This window comes from Alkalicella caledoniensis (genome assembly GCF_014467015.1).
Classification (GTDB): domain Bacteria; phylum Bacillota; class Proteinivoracia; order Proteinivoracales; family Proteinivoracaceae; genus Alkalicella; species Alkalicella caledoniensis.
Genome location: NZ_CP058559.1, coordinates 2,626,804 through 2,642,141, shown reverse-complemented (window position 1 = coordinate 2,642,141; position 15,338 = coordinate 2,626,804). Strand labels below are relative to the sequence as shown.

General features: G+C 35.4%; 16 protein-coding genes. 7 read left to right on the top strand and 9 right to left on the bottom strand.

Annotation, left to right across the window (positions count from 1 at the left end):
• Nucleotides 1–22 precede the first annotated feature (22 nt).
• Together hflX and HYG86_RS12975 are read left to right on the top strand one after the other, a co-directional pair.
• Nucleotides 23–1,096, top strand: coding sequence for a GTPase HflX (hflX, locus tag HYG86_RS12980; RefSeq protein ID WP_213166031.1), 1,074 nt, complete (start codon nucleotides 23–25; stop codon nucleotides 1,094–1,096).
• 145 nt (nucleotides 1,097–1,241) lie between these two features.
• Nucleotides 1,242–2,117, top strand: a complete 876-nt coding sequence (locus tag HYG86_RS12975; protein ID WP_213166030.1) for a GGDEF domain-containing protein — start codon at nucleotides 1,242–1,244, stop codon at nucleotides 2,115–2,117.
• Between the two features lie 92 nt (nucleotides 2,118–2,209).
• Here HYG86_RS12975 and HYG86_RS12970 read toward each other — a convergent pair whose 3' ends face one another.
• On the bottom strand, nucleotides 2,210–3,400 hold the full coding sequence (locus HYG86_RS12970) for an ornithine--oxo-acid transaminase (protein ID WP_213166029.1): 1,191 nt from the start codon (nucleotides 3,398–3,400) through the stop codon (nucleotides 2,210–2,212).
• Nucleotides 3,401–3,627: 227 nt separating this feature from the next.
• On the opposite strand from HYG86_RS12970, the gene HYG86_RS12965 reads away from it, so the two are divergent.
• From HYG86_RS12965 to HYG86_RS12955, 3 genes are all read left to right on the top strand, one after another.
• Nucleotides 3,628–3,870, top strand: coding sequence for a DUF1540 domain-containing protein (locus tag HYG86_RS12965; RefSeq protein ID WP_213166028.1), 243 nt, complete (start codon nucleotides 3,628–3,630; stop codon nucleotides 3,868–3,870).
• A gap of 141 nt (nucleotides 3,871–4,011) precedes the next feature.
• On the top strand, nucleotides 4,012–4,626 hold the full coding sequence (locus tag HYG86_RS12960; RefSeq protein ID WP_213166027.1) for an NUDIX hydrolase: 615 nt from the start codon (nucleotides 4,012–4,014) through the stop codon (nucleotides 4,624–4,626).
• Nucleotides 4,627–4,701: 75 nt separating this feature from the next.
• Nucleotides 4,702–5,202, top strand: a complete 501-nt coding sequence (locus tag HYG86_RS12955; RefSeq protein WP_213166026.1) for a hypothetical protein — start codon at nucleotides 4,702–4,704, stop codon at nucleotides 5,200–5,202.
• Between the two features lie 35 nt (nucleotides 5,203–5,237).
• Here HYG86_RS12955 and HYG86_RS12950 read toward each other — a convergent pair whose 3' ends face one another.
• From HYG86_RS12950 to HYG86_RS12915, 8 genes are all read right to left on the bottom strand, one after another.
• Entirely contained in the window at nucleotides 5,238–6,113 is an 876-nt protein-coding gene (locus tag HYG86_RS12950; RefSeq protein WP_213166024.1) for a diacylglycerol/lipid kinase family protein, read from the bottom strand.
• A gap of 47 nt (nucleotides 6,114–6,160) precedes the next feature.
• Nucleotides 6,161–7,213 (bottom strand): type II CAAX endopeptidase family protein, encoded by a 1,053-nt coding sequence (locus HYG86_RS12945; RefSeq protein ID WP_213166022.1) that lies wholly within the window; start codon nucleotides 7,211–7,213, stop codon nucleotides 6,161–6,163.
• 548 nt (nucleotides 7,214–7,761) lie between these two features.
• Nucleotides 7,762–8,685, bottom strand: a complete 924-nt coding sequence (gene glsA / locus HYG86_RS12940) for a glutaminase A (protein ID WP_213166020.1) — start codon at nucleotides 8,683–8,685, stop codon at nucleotides 7,762–7,764.
• A 17-nt stretch (nucleotides 8,686–8,702) separates the two neighbouring features.
• Complete coding sequence (locus HYG86_RS12935; protein ID WP_213166018.1) at nucleotides 8,703–9,455, bottom strand: hypothetical protein; 753 nt, start codon at nucleotides 9,453–9,455, stop codon at nucleotides 8,703–8,705.
• 176 nt (nucleotides 9,456–9,631) lie between these two features.
• On the bottom strand, nucleotides 9,632–10,543 hold the full coding sequence (locus HYG86_RS12930; RefSeq protein WP_213166016.1) for a hypothetical protein: 912 nt from the start codon (nucleotides 10,541–10,543) through the stop codon (nucleotides 9,632–9,634).
• Nucleotides 10,544–10,634: 91 nt separating this feature from the next.
• Nucleotides 10,635–11,345, bottom strand: coding sequence for an ABC transporter ATP-binding protein (locus HYG86_RS12925; RefSeq protein ID WP_213166014.1), 711 nt, complete (start codon nucleotides 11,343–11,345; stop codon nucleotides 10,635–10,637).
• A 142-nt stretch (nucleotides 11,346–11,487) separates the two neighbouring features.
• The gene (locus HYG86_RS12920; RefSeq protein ID WP_213166013.1) at nucleotides 11,488–11,952 is read right to left on the bottom strand and encodes a hypothetical protein; all 465 of its coding nucleotides are present in this window, start codon (nucleotides 11,950–11,952) and stop codon (nucleotides 11,488–11,490) included.
• 42 nt (nucleotides 11,953–11,994) lie between these two features.
• On the bottom strand, nucleotides 11,995–12,888 hold the full coding sequence (locus tag HYG86_RS12915; RefSeq protein WP_213166011.1) for a hypothetical protein: 894 nt from the start codon (nucleotides 12,886–12,888) through the stop codon (nucleotides 11,995–11,997).
• 136 nt (nucleotides 12,889–13,024) lie between these two features.
• On the opposite strand from HYG86_RS12915, the gene HYG86_RS12910 reads away from it, so the two are divergent.
• Entirely contained in the window at nucleotides 13,025–14,113 is a 1,089-nt protein-coding gene (locus tag HYG86_RS12910; RefSeq protein ID WP_213166010.1) for an ABC transporter permease, read from the top strand.
• 5 nt (nucleotides 14,114–14,118) lie between these two features.
• Nucleotides 14,119–15,324, top strand: a complete 1,206-nt coding sequence (locus tag HYG86_RS12905) for an ABC transporter permease (RefSeq protein WP_213166008.1) — start codon at nucleotides 14,119–14,121, stop codon at nucleotides 15,322–15,324.
• The last annotated feature ends 14 nt before the right edge of the window (nucleotides 15,325–15,338 follow it).

The window sequence follows — 15,338 nt, the reverse complement described above, 5'->3', positions numbered from 1 at the left end:
CAAACTTTAAGAAGGTGATTAAATGGCAGAAAAGTTCGTTACGGTTTTCTTAGATACACCAAATGTAGAATTAAACGATTATTACATTGATGAAACCTTTTCACTAATTGAGACTGCAGGTGGAGAAGTTCTTCAAACATTTACTCAAAAAAGAGACACTCCAGATAACAAGTTTGCCATCGGAAAGGGTAAGGTTGATGAAGTTTTAAGTTTTATACAGGATCAGCCAGTTGATGGTATCATTTTTGGTTTCGACCTTACTTCCACTCAGGTTAAAAATTGGAATCAAGTCAGTGATCTCAAAATCATTGATAGAACACAGCTAATCCTAGATATTTTTGCACAAAGGGCTTCTTCCAATGAAGGCAAGATACAAGTAGAGTTAGCACAGATGGAGTATACCTTACCTAGGCTTATGGGTCTTGGTACAACCCTCTCCCGTTTAGGTGGCGGTATCGGAACAAGGGGACCTGGTGAGACTAAACTAGAGATGGACCGAAGACATTTAAGGGATAAAATTAATAAACTAAAAAAAGAATTAGATAAAATTGAAAAAATTCGTCAAACTCAACGGAAATCAAGACAAGGTAGTAGCGTTCCAAAAGTTGCTTTAGTAGGCTACACCAATTCCGGCAAAACATCTTTATTAAAAAGATTATCTAAAAGTGAATTGGAAGGCGAGAACAAACTCTTTGCCACACTAGATCCCGTTACTAAAAAGGGATATCATGAAGGGCTAGCATATACTGTAACTGATACAGTTGGCTTTGTGCAAAATCTCCCTCACAAGCTAGTGGCAGCATTTAAAAGCACATTGGAAGAAGTGGTATATTGCGATCTTGTTTTACATGTTGTAGATATTAGTTCAGCGGACCCTATTGTACAGATTAATACAGTTAATAAAGTTTTAGAGGAGCTAAAGGCCCATGATAAACCCACTATTATGGTGTTTAATAAAATAGACCTGCCCCATGATGAGTTTGTTTTGCCATCTATGGCAAATGATCATAGGCATATCAACATCTCAGTTAAAGATAATATAAATGTGGATTCCCTTAAAAATATGATTGTAGAGCATTTTTCTAATGGCATGTAAAAAGTAACCTGTAAAGGGTTACTTTTTTTAATAACAACTATAAATAAATCTTATAGCATAATATAAAATTTCTCTTCTTATAATTAAGCTAAAGTGATAAAATTGTATGTGACTGTGACTATAGTCCTAGAGGAGGGTTTTAATTATGCAGGTTATTAAAAATTCCAAAGTGCTCAAGGAGCTTTTACTTTTCATCTTATTTATAACCGCTATTCCTCTGTCTATTGCAATATTAACAACTTTCACTAAAGTTTCTCTTCCATTTACTATAGTGTACTTTTTCCTAACCCTTTTATTTGTCATGACTCCAGTAATGGTATGGATGTATATAAAAATTATCAAGCCCGTTGAGGATTTTTGTAAAGGTACTTCTGAAATAATTGATGGCAATTTAGATTATAGTTTTAGTTCAGGGGGTAGTAGTTATTTTAACGCTCTGGGGAATAACCTTAATCTTATGCTAAAAACCATTAAAGAACAGCAGCTCACCCTAGAGGAGCTATCATTTACTGATCATCTTACTGGTCTTGCAAACAGAAGAAGGTTAGATGAGCAGATGGTTTACGAGATTGAGCGTTATAAGAGAAAAGGCACCCCACTTTCTGTCATGGTCTGCGATATTGATGATTTCAAAAACGTTAATGACACATACGGCCACTTACTTGGTGATACTGTTTTAGCAGAGATGGCAAGCCTATTTATCACAAATCTGCGTAAAACTGATATGGCTGCCCGTTTTGGTGGAGAAGAATTTGTAATTCTACTTCCAGACACACCCCTTCCTAAAGCAAAGGTTGTTGCAGATAAATTGAGAAAAGAAGTAAATAATTTAAGATTTGCAACAAAGGATGGGCTTTTGGATATAACTATTACAATTGGCATTAGTTCAACAGAGCAGTTTGATGAGCTAATGGCCAGAGAACTTGAGACAATTGAAGAGCCTAAGATTTTTTTGCTAGAACAAGCGGATCAAGCACTATATCGCGGTAAAAGTGCAGGAAAAAATCAGATATCCATGTAGAAAATAACCCTAAGCCAGTTTTAAAAAACTTGGAAGATAAACTTTTCTAGTAATTTTATAATAAAACGCAACCCATATGGTTGCGTTTTTTATTATCTATGAAGGATCTTGTATACTCTCTCAAAAGCCCAGTCTAGCTCTTCTTTTGTTATTACAAGGGGTGGAGCAAATCTTATTACGTTTTCATGGGTCTCTTTACAGAGGATCCCTTCTTCTTTTAGCTGCTCACAATAAGGCCTTGCAGGCTCATTCAACTCTATCCCTATGAATAGGCCTTTTCCCCTTATATCCATTATATTAGGGTTGTTTATCTGACGGAATTTTTCAATTAAGTATTCACCCATTTCCAAAGAACATTCCACCAAACTTTCTTCAATCAATACGTCTATTGCTGCAGAGGCACAAGCACACCCCAATGGATTTCCTCCAAATGTGGATCCATGGGAACCTGGGTTAAATAAGTTAAGTACTTCATTGCTCCCCGAGATGGCAGAGACAGGAATTACCCCAGCGCCCAATGCTTTACCCATTATATAAATATCTGGCTCAACTCCCTCCCATTCACAGGCAAAAAGCTTTCCAGTCCTACCAAACCCAGTTTGAATCTCATCAGCCATAAACAATACATTGTTAGCTTTACATACTTCAAATGCTTCTTTTAAATAACCTTCAGGTGGAACCACAACACCAGCTTCTCCTTGGATAGGTTCTACCAAAAATGCAGCAGTGTTAGGTGTAATAGTAGATTTAAGTGCCTCAATATCACCATATGGTACGATTTTAAAACCAGGAGTCAATGGACCAAACCCCTTTTTATAGCTATCTGTGGAGGAAAAGGAAACTACTGTAACAGTTCTTCCATGGAAGTTTCCGCTACAAACTATAATTTCAGCTTGATTATCAGGAACACCTTTAATTTCATAGGCCCATCTTCTAGCTGCTTTTATGGATGTTTCCACAGCTTCAGCACCAGTGTTCATCAAAAGTACTTTTTCTTTTCCCGTTAATTCAGCTAATTTTTTACTAAGTGGCCCTAACTGATCATTATGGAAAGCTCTAGAAGTTAGAGTTACTTTATCCAACTGTTCTTTAACCCTACTTATAATCTTAGGATGACGGTGCCCTTGGTTCAGTGCTGAATATGAGCTAAGCATATCCATATATTTATTACCTTCTGGATCTTCTACCCATACCCCCTCCGCTTTTGATATAACTATTGATAGCGGTAAATAGTTGGGTGCGCTGTACTTATCACTCATTTCTAAAATACTACGAGAATCCATTCAAAAATCATCTCCTTAAAAATTTGTTTATGGCTACACCTTACTTCTACATAATTATGAGTAAATCCTGGGGAAATTACAAATTATTTAATATTTTTTTCTTACTTGTAAATAAGAATATTTTAGTTTTTTAAATTAACTAAAGGGGTAAATGAACTAAATTTTTATGTTTATTTTTCTTAGATATGTGGAAAATAATAAGGATATATAAAAAAGGAGGCAATAAAATGAACCAAGAAATTTATTGTTCAGTGACAAACTGTCATTATTATGGTCAAGGTCATAAGTGTACCGCAGAAAAAATCATGGTGACATCTGACCCAGTTGCCCACAAACTACCAGACACAATGGATGCTCTTACATCTCAAGAATTTCCCGATAGTCCAGTACAAAGCTGTATGGAGAGCTGCTGTAAAACATTCGTGGCCAAAGAAGACCCCACAAGGGATGGAGTACAAAAATTGCAGTAATTAACAATCATGCCAAGCCCTTACTTTATATTTTTTAAAGTAGGGGTTTATAAATGTTATAGGTTTTATCATTTAATTGTTGAAGTATTAGTGGTTTTTGGATAAAATGTCTTTATCCAACATTTGAGGAGTTTTGCTAATATGAAACTAACTGATATCATATCAAAAACTACAAAATATAAACCAAAGCCAGAAGGTGATTATGTCAACTTTGCTGTGCTATTACCCTTAATAGAAACACCTAGAGGTCTTGAAATACTTTTTGAAGTTCGATCTATGAACCTAAATAAGCAGCCTGGAGAGGTTTGCTTCCCTGGTGGGAAGGTTGATAAGGGGGAATCTTTTTTAGATGCTGCAATACGCGAGACCTGTGAAGAGCTTAATATTTCTGAAGGGAATATAGAGATTATTGGTCAACTGGATTACTTAGTTACTCCATATAACTTGATAATTTACCCATATATAGGAGTAATTAGTGGTGTCGATTTCCATAAAATTGACCCTAATCCAGATGAAGTAGACCACTTATTTCTCATGGATCTAGACTTTGCCCTTAATACCCCAGAACAACTACACATAGTAGATTTAAATGCAAACCCACCGGGTGAATTCCCTTACCACATGGTTCTACAAGGGAAAAAATATAAATGGAGAGTTGGCAAATACCCTGTTCCTTTTTATAAATACAATGAAAACATTATCTGGGGATTCACCGCCAGAGTATTAAGGAATTTTGTGGGTGTGATTGATTCATAATTTTTGAACAATTATCTACCCTATACTTATTAAAAGTGATATAATAGATTTAAATAGTAAAGGGGGTTAGTTGGTATGGGGAAGTATATTAAAAGAGTGCTAGATTTCATGAAGGATAATCCAAAGTTTACCGCTATTGTTGTAATGATATTTATTGTAGCTAACATTTGGAGCTTTGTTGACAAAAGGATAACAGAAAATAACCAGCTTACAAGTTTTATGAATGAACGTTTCATCGGTTTTAATTTTACCCATAGTCTTTCAAGCTTTGATCAAAGTAATTTGACTTCAGTGGAACTAAAAAATGGTACCGTTGTAAATTATATTATGGAAAATAGAGAAGTTCCACAATCAACACCTAGATATGCTGGTCATGAGTATGTAGATATTTATGTCGAAAACTCTCATTCAAAAAATGAGAAAGAAATCAAGATAGCTATTTTTACTAAGCATTATGATTTTGAATTTGATCATCAAACATCCATAGTACCAGTAACTGTCATCGGCTTAGGTATTATGGTACTTGGCTATACTCTGTTCTGGAAAAAAGATCCATACAAGCCAAGCGCATACTAAAGCAAAAAGGACGGGTTTACCGTCCTTTTTTTATGTTAACAATAAATTTTAAGTTGTGTTTCACAGCTGATCTCCAAGGGGAAATCAGGTCCCTTTTCACCATCCATATCAGTTTCAACTACATCTTCACATTCCACAAGTAGCTTATCTGCTTGAAAATAAAGGGCACAATCATCACTATGGTGTTCTCCCTTTATAACCTTTAGAAATAGTGATAGTTTTTCAAAGGCATTACAATTCTTTATTACTAAAACATCCAACTTGCCATCATCAACCTTCGCATGGGGTGCTAGGTTCTTAAATCCCCCTGCACATGGTGAATTTAGTACAAAAAACAATAAAGCGTCTTCATGGTGTTGGGTACCATCTACCTCAATTGTTAGTTTAAAGGGCTTAAATATAGGGTATTGACCCAAGACATTGATATAGTATGCTAACTTACCTAAGTTGTTCTTCACAACCACATTTGTCTTATGGGCAATACTAGTTAAGTTTCCAACGCTAACTACGTTTATGAAAGTCTTGTTATTGATGGTGCCAACATCAATATACTTGGTTTCTCCTGCAATGATTTTATCTAGTGCTTTATCAAGCCCTCTCTTTATCCCTAGGTGATTGGCAAAATCATTGGAAGTCCCTACAGGTATTATCCCAAGGGGAATCTTTATTTTTTTTTGAATTATTCCACTTACCACAGCGTTTAGGGTGCCGTCTCCCCCTGCGGCAATAATCCCCTGAAAATTACTTATGTCTAGCTTTTCTAGTAATTCCCCTACGTTTTCATTTGCTGATAGACGATAGGGTGTAACAAGGAAATCATTTTTTTGTAAAGCATCAATGGTATAATCTATTCTGTTTTTAAAAGAACCTTTTCCTGAAACGGGGTTGTAAATTAGTAACAACCTTTTCACAATGCTCCTCCTCTACCCACTTTAAGTAATAACTTCAAGGTAATAGTTTATCTAAAAGATCTAATAACTAAGAAAAACAGCTCCGGGTTTCGCATAATAAATATTTGTAAAGCACTCATTCCTATGAAGATCAATACAAAAAATATAATAGGTATCCATGACCAGAACGAAACTTTTTTAGTTTCATGTTGTGTAGGCAAGTCATAGTTTTCATCATTTGCAATACCTTCAGTGTCCTCGGGTTTTGTGTGTATAAGCTCTTCAGCTATATTCTTTTCAATTACTAAGGTATTATTTTTACCAACACCATGTTTATTTTCCGTAGTTCTCTTAAGTCCCTTTAATGCTAAGAAACTGAGAGTGCCAAAAAAACCAGCTATAATGATCAAGATAACACCTGTCATTAGCAATATTTCTAAGGTAATAGGCTCAGCCACTTCTCCGGTGTCAGGTATAAGCATAATTAGACGTGCAAGGACTATTGCCACGGCGTTGTTGAGCATATGTGCATAAATCCCCATCCACAGTGAGTTTGTTCTTATTACAATGTAACCTATAACTATTCCTAATAGGATAGGACCCAGAAGATTTTGTAAGTTAAAATGAAACATTCCAAAAAATAATCCTGAAAGCAAAATAGCCTTCCACTGTCCTAGTCCTTCGTAACTGCGCATTATAAATCCTCTAAATAAGATCTCTTCACAGAGTCCTGCTGAACCTGCAATTACTAACAAGGTTACTATAAAATCCTTTGTATCAATTATTTCATCTATGGGGTTTACGTGTAACTCACCAATTGTGCTCAATAAAGCATTCATAATGTAATTTAGAAAAACCGCCACTGGATACAGGGTAATCATTATAACAGTAACTAAGAAAAACTCCTTCAAGGTAAATTTATTGAACCTAAACTCCTCTTTTATATTTCCTTTGAGATAGAATGCGAAAATAAAAGCCGGTAGCATAATCAAAATAAACTCAGTTATCAGCAAGCCCTTCATCATATCCATGGCCTGTACTTCAGACCCGATAAGTATGAAAAGGATAGCGCATATCAACAACAAAACATTCCCATGAAAAGGTTTGAGCTTACTTTTCATTAACTTATCCTCCTTATGCCAAAGAGCCTTTGGGCACAATTTTTATATTGTTCATGGACTTTATATGGAAAGTTCACTGGCTCTTTTAGTATAGCCCCCATTTAGTCAATTATATTTATCAAAAGGTGACACCACTACTGTTTTCCTTACTAGTTTATATTACAATATTCGACCAATAAAATGTAAATTCCTTTAATTATCTAAAAGTTCACCAAAAGTTAATAAAGACCCCACGGGGTCTTCAGAGTAAACAATCCTTAGACAAAGTCATTGACCCGAATAGCATATTAAAAGCAGCACAGTCAATTCGAGGAGACTGGTAGGGGGTCCCCTTGTGGGGCCCTGACAATCAAAACCATCTAGACCTTTTTGAAAGTCAGGGTGGTACAAGACCACCCCCTACAACCATGGACGGTGAATTGGAGCGGTACCCTTCTGGAGTTTAGATAGAAGCCTAAAGTCTCGACGCAGAATTTTGTGTAGCGTTTAATATGCGGCATTCCAAAAAAGATGACTTTGTCACCAGTTTAAAAGACCCCACGGGGTCTTTAGAATATGCTCAAATCTAGTTCTTTGGACAAGTCCTCTAAAACTTTTATCCCTGCAATACTATTTCCTTTGGCATCTAGGGCTGGCCCCCATACACCTATACCATATTTATTTGGGACAACTGCCATTATCCCTCCACCTACACCACTTTTTGCAGGTATGCCAACTTTGATGGCAAATTCCCCTGATGAGTTATACATCCCACATGTAATCATAAAACTCTTACATAGCTGGGTAACTTCTTTAGGAACAACTCTTTCTCCAGTGGTTGGGCAAATCCCCTGATTTGCTAGAATAGCACCTAACTTGGCAAGTCCTATACAATCCACCTCAATGGAGCAGTGTTTAAAATACAAATCAAGTACTTCTTCCACATCCTCTTCTATTACTCCAACATCCTTCATAAAGTAAGCTGCGGCTCTATTTCTATCTCCTGTTGCCTTTTCAGATAGATAAACTGCTTCGTTTAGAGTTACTGGCTCTCCTATAACGGATTCAATAAAATCAACAACCCTGTTGTACCTCTCTTCATTATCCTTGCCCTTAATCATGCTTGATATGGCAATGGCACCAGCGTTAATCATAGGATTTAATGGTTTAGATGGATTCATGGTCTCAAGTTTAACGATTGAGTTAAATGGGTCTCCAGTTGGTTCCATGCCAACTTTAGAAAATACTTCCTCCACGGAATTATCCATGATGGCTATCATGAGTGTGAAAATCTTTGATACACTTTGTAAGGTAAACTTCTCGTTTACATCTCCAGCTGAATAAATATTATTATCTAAGTCTACAATTACTGCCCCTAGCATATCGAACTTTTGCCTTGCCAATGCTGGGATGTAACTTGCCACCTTTCCTTCTTTACAATACTCTTTGTTTTTCTCAGTAATATTGGTAAGCAGTTTTTCTAACTCTCTCAATACTCTCCCCTCATTCCCTAAAATTTCTTACTGGTAATCATTAAAAAAACGTCTCCCCGAACTAGATTTTCCCTTTCCTTATTTGCTAGAAGTGGATCATCACTGATTATGTACTTATACCGTCTGGTTCTAAGTGTTGTTTGTCCAGCCATTGTAAGGGCCGGTGTACCTCCTTTAAACAATACACAAATTCTATCTTTGTGTATTCTACACATACTTTTTATAACATCAAAGGACAAATCCTCTTCTTCACGATCATCCTCATAATCCCCCACAGCCAAAGTGTATTTTTCTTTAATTTCTTTATATGCGTGATCGTCCTTATGATCAAAGGAAAACTCCTGAAGAATTTTACTCCAAGGTATTATTTTTGTATACATTGTTTCTGTCTCTAAGTCTTCATTGGCTATAATTATCTGCCTAACTGACGATATTTTACTATCCTTTTGCTTAAGCTCATTTATATACTTTTCACCTTGCTGGACAAAGTCCCTCCAGTGGTCAGATCCTTTTGGCTCAGCAAGCTCACCATTTATGAAGATTAAGCAATCATTTATCCTTATACATAGTGGCCAAATATTCTTGTGATGTAGTCCTAAGGGAAGTAATGTAAAGTCTGTATAAACATCCACATCGTTATGTTTTTGACAACTTGTATTTGCTAGGGTAGCCAGTGAATACACACCCTTTAAGTTTTTCCTTAGTAATATACTTGGTAGAAGTGTTTTAAATATATACCCGTCTCCTGTTACTATGTTTTTATATGGCATTTTGATATGTACTCCTTTCAAAAATGTAAATAGTCCTATATATTATACGAACAATAGCCCACTTTTCTTTACCTGTATTTATTTCCTCACCTAATTAAAATATCCATCTTTTATATTCTAACCCAAAATAAAAGTTCCTGCAAAGTACAGGAACTTTTAAATAAAATCAACATTAACTACTGAAGCTCCACAACCCCAGCATACATATCCAAAATCCAATGCAATAAATCCTCACTATTGTCGTGGGCTCTAGTGGAGAATATCAACTTGTTTCCCTCCATCAACCATTTCAAGTCTTTGAAACTAGGAAAATTGAAAGTGTTATCTCCTAAATCTAAGTAGTTCTGTAGAACTTCTCCATCTAGCCTTACTATGTTACCAGAAACGTGGCAATCCACATACATATATCTGGCAGAATCCCCAGAATCACCTAGCGTGTAGGCAAACTCACAACCATCAGGGCTCCAAAATGGCCCCACATCGCCACCATCTCCCTGTGGAATGAATCCTCCCTTAGATATATTGGTGAAGTGTATCTTTTCATTTTGGATATCATAGAATCCTACTACGGCGTATGTTGTCCCCATAATATAATCTGTTTCTATGATAAAAGCTACTTTGTTTTTATATGGACAGTATTGGGCAATTGTTATTTTATCAAAATCCTTATGATTTACTGGTGTATCTCCAAAACGTAGATCTTGATTGTTTACTAGCTTAGAAAAATTACCATTGAGTTCTTCTTTAATTGATAGGCTGCTAATAATCTCTGTTTTTGTTTCCACGTCAACCACACTGGTTTCTCCATCATATAAAATAATCAATGGATAATTCAAAGTACCATGGGTCCATTTCCCTTCCAGCAACATTTTATCCAAGGTTATAGTTTTACCTTTATGGGTCAACTTTTCCAGCTCATTTCTAGAAAAAAGTTGTACATGGGATTGATATTCTATTGTTTCCTTTTTCGAATAAGCCTCTATACCCTCATCATTTTCATGGAAATTATTGCTATCATAAGCATTGTTGACCGAGCAACCTGTAAATGCCACTAACACAAGAATCAAAATACACTTAAAATATCTCATAAAAAAATCACCCCATTTTGTATAGTTCTTTCATTAAAAGAATTACCCTTGGGGTGAAATCTTATGCATAATGGCAGCGTCACCTGTCATACTACTCTATTTTACCATTGTCATCATAGCTTATTATTTTTCCATCTTCCATCCGTATAGTTCTACTACAATGTGCTGCAACCTTAGGGTCATGGGTTACTATAATAACTGTTTTACCCTGTTTATTTATGTTTACCAGCAGCTCCATTATACCTTCACCAGTTTTTTGATCCAATGCACCAGTAGGTTCATCTGCTAATAGCATATTTGGCTCTCCCACAAGGGCACGGGCTATGGCTACCCTTTGTTGTTCACCACCAGACAGTTCAGATGGTCTCTTATAGTTATGATCCTTAAGCCCTACCTGCTTTAACATCTCCACTGCCATAACTTCCCTGTCATCCCTAGAAATCTTAGTACTAAACTGTCCTCGGTAGATAAGTGGCAGCTCTATATTCTCTTGGGCAGTATGATCTGCCAGAAGTGCAAAATGTTGAAAAACAAACCCTATCTGCATATTCCTGACCTTTGCCAATTGATTTCTGTTGAGTTGACTGACTTCATCTCCATTTAAAAAATACTCACCCTCTGTGGGCTTATCTAAACAACCAATGATATTTAACAAAGTAGACTTCCCTGAGCCCGATGGCCCCATTATTGCCACCATTTCTCCCTCTTGTATTTCTAAGTCTACACTATCCAATGCATAGGTGGGCAAATCCTTTTCTGCTCCATAAACTTTCGTTATATTCTTTAGCTTTATAAGTGCCATAGATATCAGATATCCTCCTTAACTATTTTATATTGTATTTTAAAAATTAACCAACTTAAAACCTTTAAATTCTATAATAATTCAATTTATATTAATACTTGACAATGGCTTCTTAAAATAATTTTACCCTAACTCTTAACTATTACTGAACAACTCTTGTGCACGATCTCCACATTCCCATATAGTCGTCCATAACACTATGAAATCCTAAAAAGTACCAACGACTGTTAGATGTAGAAATTCGTGGGCTTGTGGCAACTACAGAAGTTGCGTACACTGAACCTGTAGACTGAACAGGGGTACCCTGTACCCTATGTGCACTATTTGCTATAGTTACTCTACTTAGCAAATGATAACCTGGGTACCTCTCAACAGCAGTTTCTACAACTGCATACCTCTGACCACTACCTAATGGGGCTCTCGGATACATAAACCCAAAAACTTGTTGTGGACCAAAATAACCATACCTCGATTGCATCTGTCCGCAATTCGCGGGAAGCCCATGAATTGGGCAATTCGCCGTACTAGCTAAAGAAGCTGTCGATGTTCCTAAAATTAAACAAAACACTACAAATGCAAAGATTTTTATACTTAATTTATTTTTCATTATTATCCCCCAAGTTCTAGAAGCCATTGTCAAAGCTTAAAGCTACCTCACTGTCAAAACTAATCTCCTAGTTTCATTAGGAAACAGAAGTGTATTCTGTCCTCGCTCTAAATGCACCCAAGGATTGGGAATCTGATAAAAGACTGCTTCATATTCTCCTGGTGCATTTGGTGCTTGAAATGTTACTTTTATAATCCCACCACTACCTTCATCTAGTTTCAAATTTAGATACTTATGCTCTTCATTAAGTGATTTCTGAGACCAATCTAGCATAAAAAAAATTAAATAATTTTCTGCAATTCCTCCCCCATAATCACCACCATAGGCTAGATACAACTCTACATCTTCCCCCTGATTTGCATTTATTTTATCGACTTCACTAAATGAATCCTTGTTCATACTTACTTCAATTCCATTATTTTCATTAAATTTTTCACCAATCATATAGTTTATTTCATCTAATTTTTTCCTCTCATTGAATTGATATCTCATCGATAGACTTTCGTATTTGCGATTACTATACTCATATGGATTATCGATAATCAGATAAAAAAAGTTTGAACTTTCCTCTTTTACTCTAAACCTAACTGGAATACTTACTTCTTCATCTCCTCCTACTTCAAATACGTACATATCATACTCTTCACCATTAACTTCATAGACAACCTGTTCATAGTCAATAAATATTAGAACTCCAAACTCCATCACTTGATCTGATTGTATAAAATTCATAAATTTAATGTTATAATCAAAAAAATTATTATCTAGTTCTAGATTAAATCCACCCTCGTGGGGTTCCCCATCACCCTTGGTTATTACTGTTCCTTGTCCGAACATTACAGGTTTAGTTTCCTCATTATTTCTATGTAACCAGATTTGGCGAATCGAAAAAACTAGAATTAATACAATCAAAAAACTAAAAAATACTTTTTTCATCTCAAATATCCCCCAATTATTTTTATTCATAATTTTACCCTTTATTAAAACATTCTATATCTTTTCTACATTTCCTTCTTTTCATTTAATTTTTTTTATAATATAATTATTATAATTAAATTTAAGGGGTGGGGTAATGTTTAAGTCTATATTTAAAACATTTAGGTATAAAAAGATTCTATCTGTTTTTTTGCTTTTAAGCTATGTGGCTGGCTTTGTGGCTATATCCTTAGCTATTAGCCAGTATTATGTGGCAAAAGAAGCATACGCTGCAAATTATATAGGAAATCCAGAAGATATCTACTACATAGAGTACGATTCCAGTGATTTTTCTAAAGAGTCTGATATTATCAATAAATTGATTGAAATCATTGGCATGAATGAAATTTTGTACTCCCCGGTAAACAGGAGCGGCTCGGGGATTCCTCAAGATATTGCCATTGCATTTCAAGCTTATAAGGAGAGTCCTGATTATTTGCCTCCATTGATTATAGGCAGGCATTTTACTCCTGATGAAACTCAAGGCTCTAAGCCTATAGCATTGGCTGGTAAGATCATTGCGGACAGGTATGATAACCTTGTTTTTAATGGGGTTACTTTTGAAATAATAGGTATTATAGGAATGGAGCATAGGGGTAGTACTTGGGATGATACTGTTTATCTACCTTTTGGATTTGCAGAAACATTGTTCCCAGTAGGTGAAGGAAATAAGTTTGGTACCATCAGGCTACATGGTTCCACAAGGGCCCTTAATGCTGCGTTAGAATTACAGAGTACAATTAACGGATTTCCAAGTTATTCAAATGTATATATATATCAGCCCGAAGATCATGGGCTAGACCTTTTTAATTTTATTGTATACACAGTCATCGCCATTTTAGTTTTGATTATTACATGTGTTAATGTAGTTAACCTATCATCCTTTTGGATACATAAAAGAAAGAAAGAAATAGGAATACGTAGAGCCCTAGGAGCTACAGATGGTTCTATTAAAAAGTTGGTACTATTTGACATGATACTGCTTTGTTTCTTTGGAGCTTGTCTTGCCATCACTACTCAGTTTATAGCATCTCTTTATATAGATACCACATTACCTATAGATATTACGCCTTCACACTTAACAATGGCCATTTTAGTTCCTTCAATATGTGGAATTGCTACAACCACCATCCCAATGAAAATAGCACTAAAATTTGAGCCTAAAGATGCTATGAAAGGGAGGTAAAGTAAATGTTAAAAAACACTCTATCATTATTTAAGAAAAATCCTGTTGTTAGTAAGGCCATAATTCTTCAAATTTGTATAAGCCTGATTGCATTTTTCTTTGTTGGTGGATTTATAGAAAATATTTTTAGCAACTATTCCCAAGCAAAATCCTTCATGGGAAATAACACCATAATAAGAGATGACTCTTTCAGCTCGGGTCCACAACCTGATTTTAATGAAGTTTACACATGGTTATCAAATAATCCTTCTATAAAAGCCTTTGGTACATCTGTAGAAGGCTTTGCAGGGATGAATGAGCTTAGGGGATATAGACATTTAGATGCCAATTCAATAAACTACGGAGTAGTCACATTGATGCATATTGATAAACCTTATTTAGAAGCCGATTTATTGAATATAGCTAAGGGGCGTAGCTTCAATGACAATGATTTTTCCAATGACTTGGAACATATTCCTGTAATAATTACACACCGGTTGGGTTTGGACTATGATATAGGAACTATCTTTCACGAACAACATTTTAATCTGAGTTTTGAAGTTGTAGGTATACTGGATTCAAATCAGAAATTTCTTAAAGATTTACGCTCACCAGATGGATATGAAATAGTTGAAAAACTAGATGTTATGATGTTTGCCCCCCTTGCTCCAAGTGCAATGAATAACATAAGTGTGGCTAACATAGATGATTTTGTTCAACGTTTTTCAAATTTCTTTGTTGCTATTCATGATAATGTCAATATAGATAAGTTCATCGATGAAATCAATGCTGCCTTTAATAATCACTTTAGTTTCACAACCTTAGAAAATTATTATTATACTGGAATAAAAAATAATCTATCTAGTATGACGCATTACTTTATTTTTCTAGGTGTCATGCTCACTATTACAATGATCGGATTATTAGGCACACTCCTTGAGTCAGTGGATAGAAGAAAAAATGAATTTGGAGTGCGAATTGCATTGGGTGCTACCTTAACAAAGATTTCCTTAGATTTTTATAAGGATGTATTTAATCTCTTTCTAATTTCAACTGTATTGGTCAGCTTCATTTATATTATAGTAGCAATGCTAACAAGTCTAAGCATTGGGTACATTACTATATTATCAATATTGCTTCTAGTTCTGTTATTATCTGTTCTAATATGCTTATATCCTATATTTAGCATCTATAAAATTGAAGTTGTAAAGTTATTAGACAAAGAGCTATAAAGTGGAGGGATTAT